Origin of the sequence: Terrisporobacter vanillatitrophus (genome assembly GCF_051148895.1) — a bacterium.
GTDB classification, from domain to species: Bacteria; Bacillota; Clostridia; order Peptostreptococcales; family Peptostreptococcaceae; genus Terrisporobacter; species Terrisporobacter vanillatitrophus.
This window is the reverse complement of record NZ_CP154625.1, coordinates 3,255,926-3,269,325: the sequence shown is the minus strand read 5'-3', so window position 1 is coordinate 3,269,325 and position 13,400 is coordinate 3,255,926. Positions and strand designations below refer to the sequence as shown.

At 31.1% G+C, this 13,400-nt stretch carries 13 protein-coding genes; all 13 read left to right on the top strand.

Features of this window, described 5'->3' with window-relative positions; translation table 11 throughout:
• The first annotated feature begins 25 nt into the window (after nt 1-25).
• The 13 genes from TVTCOM_RS16145 (at nt 26) to TVTCOM_RS16085 (ending at nt 13,377) form a co-directional block, all read left to right on the top strand.
• Nucleotides 26-940, top strand: a complete 915-nt coding sequence (locus TVTCOM_RS16145; RefSeq protein ID WP_434797284.1) for a hypothetical protein — start codon at nt 26-28, stop codon at nt 938-940.
• A gap of 238 nt (nt 941-1,178) precedes the next feature.
• Nucleotides 1,179-2,519: an electron transport complex subunit RsxC gene (gene rsxC, locus TVTCOM_RS16140; protein WP_434797283.1), complete on the top strand. Its 1,341-nt coding sequence runs from the start codon at nt 1,179-1,181 to the stop codon at nt 2,517-2,519.
• An 18-nt stretch (nt 2,520-2,537) separates the two neighbouring features.
• Nucleotides 2,538-3,524 (top strand): RnfABCDGE type electron transport complex subunit D, encoded by a 987-nt coding sequence (locus tag TVTCOM_RS16135; RefSeq protein WP_434797282.1) that lies wholly within the window; start codon nt 2,538-2,540, stop codon nt 3,522-3,524.
• Complete coding sequence (locus tag TVTCOM_RS16130) at nt 3,517-4,083, top strand: RnfABCDGE type electron transport complex subunit G (protein WP_434797281.1); 567 nt, start codon at nt 3,517-3,519, stop codon at nt 4,081-4,083. The genes TVTCOM_RS16135 and TVTCOM_RS16130 overlap by 8 nt, the downstream gene beginning before the upstream one ends.
• A 16-nt stretch (nt 4,084-4,099) precedes the next feature.
• Complete coding sequence (rsxE, locus tag TVTCOM_RS16125) at nt 4,100-4,693, top strand: electron transport complex subunit RsxE (RefSeq protein ID WP_434797280.1); 594 nt, start codon at nt 4,100-4,102, stop codon at nt 4,691-4,693.
• Nucleotides 4,694-4,710: 17 nt separating this feature from the next.
• Complete coding sequence (gene rsxA / locus TVTCOM_RS16120; protein ID WP_434797279.1) at nt 4,711-5,286, top strand: electron transport complex subunit RsxA; 576 nt, start codon at nt 4,711-4,713, stop codon at nt 5,284-5,286.
• A 16-nt stretch (nt 5,287-5,302) separates the two neighbouring features.
• The gene (locus tag TVTCOM_RS16115) at nt 5,303-6,301 is read left to right on the top strand and encodes an RnfABCDGE type electron transport complex subunit B (RefSeq protein ID WP_434797278.1); all 999 of its coding nucleotides are present in this window, start codon (nt 5,303-5,305) and stop codon (nt 6,299-6,301) included.
• A gap of 240 nt (nt 6,302-6,541) precedes the next feature.
• On the top strand, nt 6,542-7,126 hold the full coding sequence (locus tag TVTCOM_RS16110) for a Maf family protein (protein ID WP_434797277.1): 585 nt from the start codon (nt 6,542-6,544) through the stop codon (nt 7,124-7,126).
• Between the two features lie 29 nt (nt 7,127-7,155).
• Nucleotides 7,156-7,827, top strand: a complete 672-nt coding sequence (radC, locus tag TVTCOM_RS16105) for a RadC family protein (protein WP_434797276.1) — start codon at nt 7,156-7,158, stop codon at nt 7,825-7,827.
• 30 nt (nt 7,828-7,857) lie between these two features.
• Complete coding sequence (locus TVTCOM_RS16100) at nt 7,858-8,925, top strand: rod shape-determining protein (protein WP_434799761.1); 1,068 nt, start codon at nt 7,858-7,860, stop codon at nt 8,923-8,925.
• A gap of 8 nt (nt 8,926-8,933) precedes the next feature.
• Nucleotides 8,934-9,830, top strand: coding sequence for a rod shape-determining protein MreC (gene mreC, locus TVTCOM_RS16095; RefSeq protein ID WP_434797275.1), 897 nt, complete (start codon nt 8,934-8,936; stop codon nt 9,828-9,830).
• A 14-nt stretch (nt 9,831-9,844) separates the two neighbouring features.
• Nucleotides 9,845-10,333 carry a rod shape-determining protein MreD gene (gene mreD, locus TVTCOM_RS16090; RefSeq protein WP_434797274.1) on the top strand — a complete coding sequence of 163 codons (489 nt, stop codon included), beginning with the start codon at nt 9,845-9,847 and terminating at the stop codon, nt 10,331-10,333.
• 11 nt (nt 10,334-10,344) lie between these two features.
• Nucleotides 10,345-13,377: a penicillin-binding transpeptidase domain-containing protein gene (locus TVTCOM_RS16085; protein WP_434797273.1), complete on the top strand. Its 3,033-nt coding sequence runs from the start codon at nt 10,345-10,347 to the stop codon at nt 13,375-13,377.
• The last annotated feature ends 23 nt before the right edge of the window (nt 13,378-13,400 follow it).

Here is a 13,400-nt window from a genome sequence, read left to right as displayed (position 1 = left end):
AAAACCATTTAGGAGGATACAACTTATGAGCAAAAGAAAATTCTACAAAAATTTCAATAAGAGAAAAAAATTTAATGGAACGAGAGTAGTAACTATTACCTTATGTTTATGCATTGTTGGAACTTATGCATACATAAACTTGAAGGATAAGGATTTTATGGACAAGTTAGGAAAAGTTAATGTGGTAAGTGCAATAAAAAATGCATCAATATGGAATGGATTTAAAAACATATTTGATAAAAGCGGTGTTATTACTTCATCAACAATTGAGTCACAGTTGAATGAATTAGAAAAAGACGATGAAGATGAAACGCAAGAAAATTCACAGGTAGCAAGTGTAAATGAGATGGTAGTTTATACAATACAAGTAGCATCTTTAGAAGATAAAAATGATTTGAAGAAAATAGAGGAAGTTATGAATCAATATAAAATTCCATCATCAAGTATGACAATAGATAAGTCTGAAAAGATTCAAGTATACTCTTCTTTTGATGAAACCAAGGTGAGAAATAACTTAGAAAAGACAAGAACATATTTTTCTGATTCTTTTTTAACAAAAATAAATGTACCTATGTTATCTTTAGAATATACAGATAGCTATTCTTATATGAAAGATATAGCAAGCGGTTTAAATGATTTGATTGAAAATTATCAAAAAGAAGGTCAATATTGGGATGAAAATAAAAATGATTTAGAAACTTATAATGAAATTTTAACAAATCGAAAAACAATATTAGAAAATTTGAAAAAAAATACACAAAAAATTAATTATTCAAAAATGGATAAATTTAAAAATAATTTAATTTCTTATATAGATGACACGCAAAATAATATTTTGACTTCTTCAAAAAATGCAAATGAGAACAAAGGATATGTGAGTCAAGGTTTGTTACTATCTTCAATCCAACAGTATTACTTATTTGTGCAATCGATGAAATAGTTAACGTAAAAAAAGGTTGCCATATCAACCTTTTTTTACGTAATAAAAATGAAAAATATTAAAATGAGATAATTTATAAATTCTTAATTTTTTAAATTGATATATTAATAACGGTTTAAAATGATTGTTGTATTTGGCAAATTAGGATATTTTTTTAACAATTCTTAACTTTTTTAAATTTTATAGTATACTATAGTTAATAGCATAAAAGTAAAAAACAGTTTGGGGAGGTAGAAAAATGAAGCTCTTAACATTTAAAGGAGGAATACATCCTTCATATAATAAAGAGTATACAAATCAAATCGCTTTAAGAAAAGCAGAGGCTCCAAAAGTAGTCTATATACCTCTACAACAACACATAGGGGCACCAGCAAAACCTATAGTTGAAGTAGGAGAAGAGGTAAAAAAAGGACAAAAAATTGGCGAACCTCAAGGATTTGTATCAACTTATATACATTCATCTGTTTCAGGAAAAGTTATTAGTATAGAAGAACATGAAATCCCAGGAGGAAAAGGACTTTGTGTTGTAATAGAAAATGACTTTAAAGAAGAATTAGATGAAAGTATTCAACCAAAAGGTGAGCTAGAAACATTGGACTCAAAGGATATAATCAAGTATATCCAAGAAGCAGGGATAGTTGGAATGGGTGGAGCAACATTCCCAACTCATGTTAAATTATCACCACCACCAGATGCAAATATTGATGTTGTTATTTTAAATGGGGCGGAATGCGAACCATATCTTACAGCTGACCATAGACTTATGGTAGAAAATCCTGAAGACGTAGTCTTTGGTATTAGAGTAATAATGAAGGCTTTAAACGTTAAAAAAGGATATATAGGTATTGAAGTTAACAAGCCAGACGCTATAGAAGCTATAACAAATGCTGCTAAAGGATTTAACGATGTGGAAGTAGTTGGCCTAGAAGTTAAATATCCGCAAGGAGCAGAAAAACAATTAATATATGCTTGTACAGAAAGAGAAGTTCCATCAGGGGCATTACCAGCAGCTGCAGGAGCTGTGGTTGACAATGTTGGAACAGCTGCTCAAATAGCAAAAACTATTAAGACGGGATTACCGTTAATAGAAAGAATTACAACAGTAACAGGAAGTTGCATAAAAGAACCTGCAAACTTAATAACAAAAGTAGGTACAGTAGTTTCTGAAATAATTGATCAATGTGGCGGATTTAAAGAAGATGTAAAAGTAGGTAAGTTTATAATGGGTGGACCTATGATGGGTATGACTCAATATACAACAAATGTAGTTACTAACAAAGGTTCTTCTGGAATTCTATGTATATCTGCAGAAGAAGCTAAAATTGATGAACCAAGTAACTGTTTAAGATGTGGTAGATGTACAGACGTATGTCCAGCATTCTTACAACCGTTATATATAAGTGCGAATTCTTTAAAAGGCGATTTTGAGAGAGCAGCAGAACATAGAGCTCTTGATTGTATAGAATGTGGATCTTGCTCATTCATATGTCCAGCAAGAAGACCGTTAGTAGAATCAATAAGAAATGCTAAAAGACAAATTCAAGCTATGAGAAGAAAACAACAAGCGGCTAACAAATAATAGTTAGGGGGAAAAAATATGGAAAACAAGTTTATTGTATCATCATCACCTCATATTAGAAGCAATGAAGATACGTCTTATATAATGAAACAAGTAGTACTTGCCCTTGTACCAGCAGCACTTGCTGCAGTGTATTTTTTTAGAATCAGTGCCTTATTCGTAATGTTCTTTTGTATACTGGGTACAGTTGGGTCAGAATTTTTATATCAAAAAATAACGAAACAAAAAAGTACTGTAGGAGATTTTTCTGCAGTGGTAACAGGATTATTACTTGCATTTAACGTTCCAGCAGCACTTCCATGGTGGATGTGTGTATTGGGTGGCGTATTTGCAATTATAGTTGTAAAAATGGTATTTGGAGGAATTGGGAATAACTTTGTCAACCCAGCTCTTGCAGGTAGAGCTTTTTTACTAGCATCATTTCCAGTAGCAATGACTGCTTGGACTAAAACTGGTGTAAATTGGGTAACTATGAATAGTTTAGATGCAGTATCTACTGCAACACCACTTAGTTTCCTAAAAGCTGGTGCAGCTGGACTTGAACCATTAAAAGAAAGTGGAGTATCACTTTTAGATATGGCTTTAGGTAATATAGGAGGAAGTATAGGTGAAACATGTGCAATACTAATACTTCTAGGTGGAGCGTATTTAATTTATAAGGGAATTATTTCTTATGTAATGCCAGCATGTTATTTAGGTACAATATTTATATTAAGTTTCTTATTAGGTGGATTTAGTTTTGAGTTTTCAATGTTCCAAATACTAGCAGGTGGTGTTATGCTAGGTGCATTCTTTATGTTAACTGATTATACTACATCGCCTATGACTCAAAAAGGTCAAATTATATATGCTGTTTTAGCTGGTGTTATTGCAACCGTAATAAGATTGTATGGTGGTTATCCAGAAGGATGTTCATATTCAATACTACTAGCAAACGTTGTCACTCCGTTAATAGATAAATTTGTTAATAACAGAGTTTTTGGGGAGGTGCCTAAGAGTGAATAATATAGTAAAATTAGGATTGAACTTATTTGTTATTTGTGCGGTTGCTTCAGGTCTTTTAGCTGGGACGAATCAAATAACAGCTCCTCTAATAGAACAAAGAAACGAACAAGCTAATAACGAGGCAAGACAAACAGTTTTACCAGATGCTAGTGAGTTTAAGGTTTTAGATAGTAATAAATATAAAAGTGGTTCAGAGGTAGAAGTTGTAGAAGTTTATGAAGGACTGAACGGTTCTGATATAGCAGGGTATACTATAAAAGTTCTTCCATCAGGATATGGTGGAGAAATAGAACTTATGGTAGGTATAAAATCAGATGGAACTATATCAGGAGTTAATGTAGGAAATATGAATGAAACTCCAGGCCTTGGTGCTAAGGCTAAGGAAGAAGCTTTTTATGGTCAATATTTAGGGAAACCAGCCACTGAACTTAGCGTTATAAAAAGTGGATCAGCAGGAGAAACAGAAATACAAGCAATATCAGGAGCTACTATTACATCTAAGGCTGTAACAACAGGAGTTAATGCAGCGGTAGAAGTATATGATAGCATCAGTAAATAGGATAGGGGGAAATAATATGAGTCTAGGAAAAATATTTAAAAATGGTATTATAGACGAGAACCCAACCTTTGTTCAAGTTATAGGTATGTGTCCGACTCTAGCTGTAACAAGTTCTGCAATAAATGGTATAGGGATGGGACTTTCAACAGCAATAGTTTTAGCGTGTTCAAATATAGCGATATCGCTACTTAGAAAAGTAATACCAGATAAAATAAGAATACCAGCGTTTGTCGTTGTTATAGCAACTTTCGTTACAATAGTACAAATGCTTTTAAAAGCATATGTACCAGCTTTAGACAAATCACTTGGATTATATATTCCGTTAATAGTTGTTAACTGTTTAATACTTGCTCGTGCAGAGGCTTATGCATCTAAAAATGGACCAGTAGAGTCAGCTGTAGATGGTATAGCTATGGGTCTTGGATTTACTTTAGCACTTACAGTATTAGGAGCAGTAAGAGAATTATTAGGAGCAGGATCAATATTTGGTTTAAGTATATTTGGTGCTTCTTATGAGCCTGCTTTATTATTTATACTACCTCCAGGTGCATTCTTAACTTTAGGTTTCTTAATGGCACTATTTAATAAAGTAGCAAAGAAAAAAGCGTAATATAAGGGGGAAGTCATATGAATTATATATTATTATTTCTAAGTATTGTACTTGTTAATAATGTTATAACATCACAATTCTTAGGTATATGTCCTTTCTTAGGGGTTTCTAAGAAAGTTGATACAGCAGTAGGGATGGGAGTTGCAGTTACTTTTGTTTTAGCATTGGCATCTGTAATTACATTCTTTATACAAAAAATATTAAATATAACATCAACTGGATATTTACAAACAATTGCTTTTATTTTAGTAATTGCTTCCATAGTTCAGTTCGTTGAAATGGTTATAAAAAAGATGAGTCCAGCGTTATATCAAGCACTTGGTGTTTATTTACCGCTTATAACAACTAACTGTGCTGTACTTGGTATAGCATTAGTTAATATACAAAATAATTATAATATAGTTGCAACATTAATTAATGGTGTTGGAGCAGGTGTTGGTTTTACACTTGCAATAGTATTATTTGCAGGAATAAGAGAAAGACTAGAATTAGCAGATATACCGGAAGCTTTCCAAGGATATCCAATAACATTAATAGCAGCAGCTTTAATGTCAATAGCTTTCTTAGGATTCACAGGATTAATACAATTATAAAATAGGAGGTGATTTTGTGAGTATAATAAAAGCAATTTTACTTTTAGGTGGTTTAGGATTAATATTCGGAGCAATACTAGCTTATGCATCTAAAAAATTTGCCGTTGAAGTAGACGAAAGAGAAGAAGAAATACTTGCAGTACTTCCAGGAGCAAACTGTGGTGGTTGTGGATTCCCAGGATGTGGAGGTTTAGCAGCTGCAATAGCTAATGGAGATGCGCCAGTTAATGGATGTCCAGTTGGTGGAGCAGTAGTAGCTGCCAAAGTTGGAGAGATAATGGGTGTAGCGGCAAGTAGTGGAGAAAAAATGGTAGCAGCAGTAAAATGTAGTGGTACTTGTGACAAAGCAAAAGATAAATATGAACATCAAGGTATGAAAGATTGTAGAGCGGCAGCAGCTTTAATGGGTGGTTCAAAATCTTGTAGTGCAGGATGTTTAGGATTTGGAACTTGTGCTTCTGTATGTAAATTTGATGCTATAAAAATAGAAAATGGCGTAGCAGTAATAGATGAAGAAAAATGTGTAAACTGTGGAAAATGTAGAGAAGCATGTCCAAAGGCTTTAATAATAGAAAAACCAGCTAGCAAAGAAGTATTTGTTAAATGTAATAGCCATGAATTTGGTAAAGCAGTAAAAGCAAATTGCTCTGCTGGATGTATAGGATGTGGAGCCTGTGTAAAAGTTTGTCCAGTGGAAGCTATAACTTTAGACAACAAGCTTGCAGTAGTAGATCAAGAAAAATGTATAGGATGTAAAGTATGTGTAGCAAAATGTCCAACAAAGGTTATAGCAGGAGATATTAGTGACAGAAGAAAAGTTACTATAGATGAAGAAAAGTGTATAGGATGTACTGCTTGTGCAAGAGCATGTAAATTTGGTGCAATAGAAGGTGAAAAGAAACAACCACACAAAATTGACCAAGATAAATGTAAAGGGTGCCATTTATGTTTACCAAAATGTAAAAAGGGTGCCATGAGTTTAGTTGATGAAGAAATTAAAGCAACTAACCAATAAAACATGTTACAAAATAGATGTTAAAATATTTTAAATATGGTTAAAATAAAGGTATGGAAATAATCCATACCTTTATTTTTGTTAAAAATTAAATAATATAAGCGTTCCAATTATTTATAAGAAAAAAATTATAAATATAACAATTATGTAATCAAAAGACTCGACATTAACATTGAAATTTTTACAATATAATGATAAACTTAATTAGTACAAAAATATAGTACAAGGTGAGGTGAGAGAATGGATATAATCTTAGCATCGAAATCACCTAGAAGAAGAGAAATCTTAGAAAATACTAAGGTGAGATTTTCCGTAAAAGAAAGTCAAATTGATGAAGTTATCAAAGCTGATGAATCACCAAAAGAAACAGTAATGAGGCTTGCATACGAAAAAGCATTAGATGTGGCAAATAACAATAAAGAATCACTAGTAATTGGTGCAGATACAATCGTTGTCATAAATGACCAAATTTTAGGAAAACCTAAAAACGAAGAAGAAGCATATAACATGATTAAGTTATTGGCAGGAAAAACTCATTATGTAATTACCGGTTTCGCTTTGATAAATTTAAGTTTAAACAAAAAAGTTATTGATTGTGAGGTTAGTCAAGTAACTTTTAAAGAATTATCCGAAGAATGCATAAAAGATTATTTGAATACAAAAGAATCTTTAGATAAAGCTGGAGCTTATGGAATACAAGGGTATGGAGGACTATTAGTTAAGAATATTCAAGGCGACTACTTTAATATAGTAGGGCTTCCAATATCAAAAATAAGTGACTGCTTAAATGATCACTTTAAAATAAATCTTTTTTACGGAGGTTGATTCAACTGAAAAAGTCTTCTAATTCATTAATGACAATTAAAGATATGACATTAGAAGAAAGACCAAGAGAAAAAATGATTCTAAATGGCGCAAGTAGTTTATCTGATGCAGAATTATTAGCCATACTTATAAGAACTGGCACTAAAGAATTAAATGCAATTCAACTAGGACAAGCGATTATAGAGAAAGCTGATAATATCAGATATTTACAAGACTTAACTTTTGAAGAGCTAAAAAGTATTAATGGTATAGGACAAACTAAAGCACTTCAAATTAAAGCAGCTTTAGAATTAGCTAGTAGGATAGCATCATATAAGCCTGCAAAGTATAAAATCAAAAACCCTTGGGACATATATAAATACTATATGGAGAGTTTAAGATATCAATATAAAGAAATTTTTAAGGTAGTTCTTTTAAATACTAAAAATGAAATAATAACTGATGTGGACATTTCTGTGGGAACTTTAAATTCATCCCTTGTTCATCCTAGAGAAGTTTTTAGAGAGGCAATAAGAAGAAGTAGTAATAAGATTATTTTGCTACATAACCATCCATCTGGAAACTGTGAGCCCTCAAAAGAAGATAAAAATGTAACAAATAGGCTAAAAGATTGTGGTGAAATTATGGGCATAGAAGTTATAGATCATATCATAATAGGTGACGGAGTTTATTTTAGTTTTAAAGAGAATATGTTGATTTAATAAGAATAAAAGTAAGGAAGGTGTATGAAAATGGCAAAGGAAAAGAAGGAAAAAAAAGGTTTTAAATCTTTATTTGGATTTGGAAAAATGACTAAGGATATGGGTATCGACTTAGGTACTGCAAATACATTAGTTTATATAAAAGGACAAGGAATAGTAGTAAGAGAGCCATCTGTTGTTGCTATAAGAGATGATAGCAAACAAGTTTTAGCAGTTGGTGAAGAAGCGAAAAGAATGATAGGTAGAACACCAGGAAATATAGTAGCTATAAGACCAATGAAAGATGGGGTTATAGCTGATTTTGATGTTACTCAATCAATGTTAAGTTACTTCATACAAAAAGCTGCAGCTAAAAAAGGAGTAGTTTCTCCAAGAATAGCTATATGTGTACCTTTTGGTGTAACAGAAGTTGAAAAAAGAGCAATAGAAGAAGCTGCGAGACAAGCAGGAGCTAAAGATGCATTCTTAATAGAAGAGCCAATGGCAGCTGCAATAGGAGCAGGACTTAGAATAGAAGAGCCAGAAGGAAATATGGTAGTAGATATCGGTGGTGGTACTTCGGAAATAGCTATAATATCACTTGGTGGTATAGTAACAGCTAAATCAATAAGACTTGGTGGAGACGAATTAGACGAAGCTATAGTTAGTTATGTAAAAAAAGAATACAGCTTAATGATAGGTGAGAGAACTGCTGAAAATGTAAAAATCACAATAGGTTCAGCTTATAAAGAAGGCGAAGAAATTGAAATGGAAATAAGAGGTAGAGACCTAATAACAGGTCTTCCAAAAACTATGCAAATATCTTCAGCAGAAGTAAGAGATGCATTAAGAGAGCCTATTAATTCTATAGTAGATGGAATAAAATCTACACTAGAAAAAACTCCACCAGAATTAGCTTCAGACATTATGGAAAATGGAATAATGTTAACTGGAGGAGGAGCTTTACTTAAAGGACTTGATAAATTAGTTAAAGAAGAAACTGGAATGCCAGTTAAAATAGCAGAAAATCCACTAGACTGTGTTGCTATAGGTACAGGTAAATCAGTAGAAGATGCAGAAATATTTGAAAAAGTACTAATGATGAACAATAAAAAGTAATGAAGTAGGTGCTGACCTTGAAGTTTGAAAAGAATAATAAAAACAAGAAAAAGGTTAATTTTAAAGTGATAGCAACAGGTGTAGTTGCTATCACTTTAATTGGAATTGTAGCTATGTCTATTGGAAGAACTGGTGGGAGTAATCCTACAGGTTCAAATGTTGGAATGACTACAATATCTACTATAGGAAGTACAATTAATAGTGGATTTACCTTTGTAAAAAGTGGATTTGAAAATATAATAAATTTTCAAAAAAATGCTAAAAAAGCTGAAAGCTTAGAAGAAAAAAATAACAAATTACAACAAGAAGTAATTGATTTGCAAAATAAATTAGATGATGTTCAATCTCTACAAAGTTTAAAAACAGCGTTAAATTTTGTAGATGAAAAATATGTTGCTAAAACTTTATCTGCGAAGGTAGTTAGTAAGAATGATGGAAACTGGTATTCAAGTTTTGTTGTATCTGCTGGTAGTAAAGATGGCGTAAAAAAAGACAGCTTAGTTATGAATGGTAATGGCTTAGTAGGTATAGTATATGAAGTATCTGAAAATTATTGTAAAGTTATTTCTTTATTAGATACAAAATCATCAGTAAGTTTTAAGTTAGCGAAGAACTCTGAATTTAAGGGTATTATTACGTATGGTGAAAGTATAGACGAAAAAGTAGATTATAGACATAGTGGGTTGTTACAAGGATATATGTTTGACTCTACTTATGATGTATTACCAGGTGACGTAGTTACAACATCAGGTCTTGGATTATTTCCAGAGGGAATTGTCATAGGTAAAGTAGAAAAAGTAGTGGAAAATAAAAATAACTCATTAAAATATGTAATAGTAAAACCAAATGTTGATTTTAAAAATATAGACGATGTAGTAATCGTTGAACCAAGAAGTATAAACTAGAGGGGGGATCTAAAATGAAAAAAGTTTACCTTTCTCTTTTAGGAATAGCTATACTTATATTAGAAAATAGTATAACCAACTATATAAGTATATTTGGGGTAACTATAGATTTTCTTTTGATTTTCCTAACAATTATATCTTTATATTTAGAGGAACTTGAAATTGGGATCATAGGGACCCTATTAGGTCTTTTGAAGGATATAACTGTTGGTGGGATATTTGGAGTAAATGGTTTAGTTTACTTTTTAATATGTTATGTAATTAGCTATTCAAGAAAAAAAATATACAAAGAAAGTAAAGTTACTATATTTACACTAATTTTAGCAACAACTATATTTAGTTCTGTGCTTAACATATTAGGATCTATTGTTGTTTATAATAGTTTTACTATAACAAGATTGATTATAAGAGGTATAGTAATATTTCCAATTTTAAATAGTATAATGGCCTTAATCTTATATAAGGCATTTGATAAATCAATATTAAAACTTAAAGAAGATTAGTTGGTGATTTAATGGATGAAAAGAAAATTAATGATAGATGTAGGATAATAAAAAATGTATTTCTTTTTGCCTTTGTAGCTATAATAATTAAAATTTTATATATGAATATAATAAAATATAATTATTATACAGATTTAGCCGATAATAAAACGTATAAGGAAATTACTATAAAAGCGGCTAGGGGGGAAATAAGAGATAGATATGGAAGATTATTAGCTGGAAATGAAAATCAGTTTACTGTTCAAGTATCAATAAATGAATTAACAAAAAATGATACAAAAGAAGATAAGTCAGAGGGAAATAATATTTCTCTAAAACTTATTAATTTATTGGAAAAAAACAAAGAAAAATATACTGATGAATTTCCTATCGTAATAGAAAATGGAAAATATTATTATACATATGATGAAAATATAAAAAAATATAAGACAGATAATAATATTCCACAAGATTTAAATGCTAAAGAAACATTTTATTATTTAGTAGACCAAATAATAGCAGGTGGAAAGCTATCAGAAGAAGATAGAAATTTAAAACCAGCGGATTTACAGAAAAAAGTAAATGAGGCTGGATATTATCCTCCAATACTTGTATCTACTTGGACATTTACAGAAGATAGAGAAAAGAATGATTGGCTTGAAGGATATAAAGTAGATAAATGGATGGAAGAAAATAAAATAAAATCTAATAAATTTGATACAAAATTGGCCTTTAAAGCAATAAGAGACTACTACTTAATAGATTCAAGTTTAAGTGATGAAGAGGCTAGAAAAATACTTATAGTTAGAGATCTTATAAAATCTCAGGGTTATACAAAATATAAACCAGTAACAATAGCAAAAAATATAAGTGAAAATACAATAGCAACAATTGAGGAAATGGCCCTTGAGCTTCCTGGAATATCTGTGTCTAATGAACCAGTTAGAACGTACCCTAACGGAAATTTAGCATCTCATGTTCTTGGATATTTAGGGAAAATACCTTCTACTCAGGAAAAACAATATTTAGAAAATACAGAAGAAAAATATTCTAAAGATGACATAGTAGGACTTTATGGAGTTGAAAAAACTCAAGAAAGCAAACTACATGGAACGGATGGATATAAAAAAGTTAAAGTTGATGCTGTAGGAAATATAACAGAAAATTTAGAGGTGACTGAACCTGTTTCAGGAGATACAGTATACCTTACACTTGATAAAGACCTACAAGAAGTAACAGAAAAAGCTTTAGAAAAGACACTTAAAGCATTACGTGATGGTGGCCTCTATGAAAGTGATTATGGTGATGTAAGTGTTGCTGGTGGAAATAAAAATGCAAAATCAGGTGCTGTTATAGTTACAGATGTAAATACTGGTGAAGTTTTAGCTTCAGCATCTTATCCATCATATGACCCAAACTTATTTGTATCTGGAATATCATCAAAGGATTATAGTAATTTACAACCTAAGAATACAAATGATTTACTTGCACCAGCGCCACTATTAAACTTGGTTACTCAAGGTGTATTCCAACCTGGTTCAACATTTAAAATGATTACAGGGATGGCTGCATTAGAACATGGATTAAACCCTGAATATACTATAAATGACCCAGGTGTTATTTGGATGGGTAAAAAATCCTATGGTGATGCCATATGGAATAAAAGTAGAGCTAATCACGGACTTACAAACCTTTATAAAGCTATACAAGAATCTTGTAATATTTACTTCTATACTATAGGTACAGGAGAAAATAGAATTGGTGGAGCAGATCCTAATGCGAAAATAGGTCCAGAGCAAGTAATGGATTATGCTAAACTATTTGGCTTAGATGACTATACAGGATTATATGAAGACTTAGGTAGTGAAAGTAAAGGTAAAGTACCTAGTGAAGAAGCTAAAATTGAATCTACAAAATCTATGCTAAAAACATATTTAAATAAAGTTATGAAAAATAGTTTTACTGACATAACTAAGGATAAAAATCCTGAAGAATTTGCTGCAAGAATTCAGCAAATAGCAAATTGGTGTGAAGAAAAAACTACACCAAGTAAAGCTGAAGTTCTAAAAAGATTAGAAGACCTTAAAGTAAAAGAAGATGATTTAGAAACTTTAGCTGATCAAATAGTATATACTTACTTAAACTTCTCTAAATGGACTGTATCAGATGCATTTAATTTAGCTATTGGACAAGGGGAAAATGCCTATACTCCAGCACAAATAGTTAGATATATTTCTGCCATAGCAAACGGAGGAACTTTAAATCAACTTTATGTTATTCAAAAGTCTGTATCATCTGACTATAGTGAGGTAGATATAAAAGAAGCTGAATCTGAAAAAATAGACTTTAAAGATGATGATAATTTAAAAGATTTAATTATAGGTATGAAAAGAGTTGTTACTGAAGGTACTGCTAATAAAGTATTAGGAAATCTTGATGTACCTATAGCGGCTAAAACTGGTACTGCACAAAAAAGTACAAAAATACCGACAAAAAAAGAATATGATTATTTAATGAGTCATCTATCATCATACAATGTAAACAAAGATGAGGTGTTAGATGTATATCATAAATTAAGATTAGAAAGAGAAAAAGAATTAACTAAAGCTAGAATTGATGAAATTAAAGAACAATTAGCAAGCAAAGATATAGATGATGAAACTAAGGAAGAACTAGAAAAAGAATTAAAAGAAGGTGTTTCTGAGAAACTACCTGAAAAAGATGATAGAATAAATGCAGCTTACTTAAGAAGAGCAATAAAAGAGCTTAATTACAAAATAACAGATGAAGAGATAGATGCATTTAAAGAAACATATGGAGATTTTGGATGGGCAGTATCTTATGCTCCAGCGGATGATCCAGAAATAGCAATATGTGTTGTGATACCGCAAGGTAACTCAGGGACTTATGCAACATTACCTATGAAGGATATTATAGGATATTACATGGGTCTAAGAGGTAAATCTTCTAATGATACAAATAATACAACAGACAGTATAGACAAAGAAGACAACAATAATTCAGAAGAAGATATTATAAATTTTTCGACACAATTGAAAAAATAAAAGGTGATTAAGATATTTATGAA

Bases quoted from the DNA above. Each gene is read 5' to 3' on its own strand.
- TVTCOM_RS16145 (WP_434797284.1), top strand. From the start codon at position 26: ATGAGCAAAAGAAAATTCTACAAAAATTTCAATAAGAGAAAAAAATTT.
- rsxC (WP_434797283.1), top strand. From the start codon at position 1,179: ATGAAGCTCTTAACATTTAAAGGAGGAATACATCCTTCATATAATAAA.
- TVTCOM_RS16135 (WP_434797282.1), top strand. From the start codon at position 2,538: ATGGAAAACAAGTTTATTGTATCATCATCACCTCATATTAGAAGCAAT.
- rsxE (WP_434797280.1), top strand. From the start codon at position 4,100: ATGAGTCTAGGAAAAATATTTAAAAATGGTATTATAGACGAGAACCCA.
- rsxA (WP_434797279.1), top strand. From the start codon at position 4,711: ATGAATTATATATTATTATTTCTAAGTATTGTACTTGTTAATAATGTT.
- TVTCOM_RS16110 (WP_434797277.1), top strand. From the start codon at position 6,542: ATGGATATAATCTTAGCATCGAAATCACCTAGAAGAAGAGAAATCTTA.
- radC (WP_434797276.1), top strand. From the start codon at position 7,156: ATGACAATTAAAGATATGACATTAGAAGAAAGACCAAGAGAAAAAATG.
- TVTCOM_RS16100 (WP_434799761.1), top strand. From the start codon at position 7,858: ATGGCAAAGGAAAAGAAGGAAAAAAAAGGTTTTAAATCTTTATTTGGA.
- mreD (WP_434797274.1), top strand. From the start codon at position 9,845: ATGAAAAAAGTTTACCTTTCTCTTTTAGGAATAGCTATACTTATATTA.
- TVTCOM_RS16085 (WP_434797273.1), top strand. From the start codon at position 10,345: ATGGATGAAAAGAAAATTAATGATAGATGTAGGATAATAAAAAATGTA.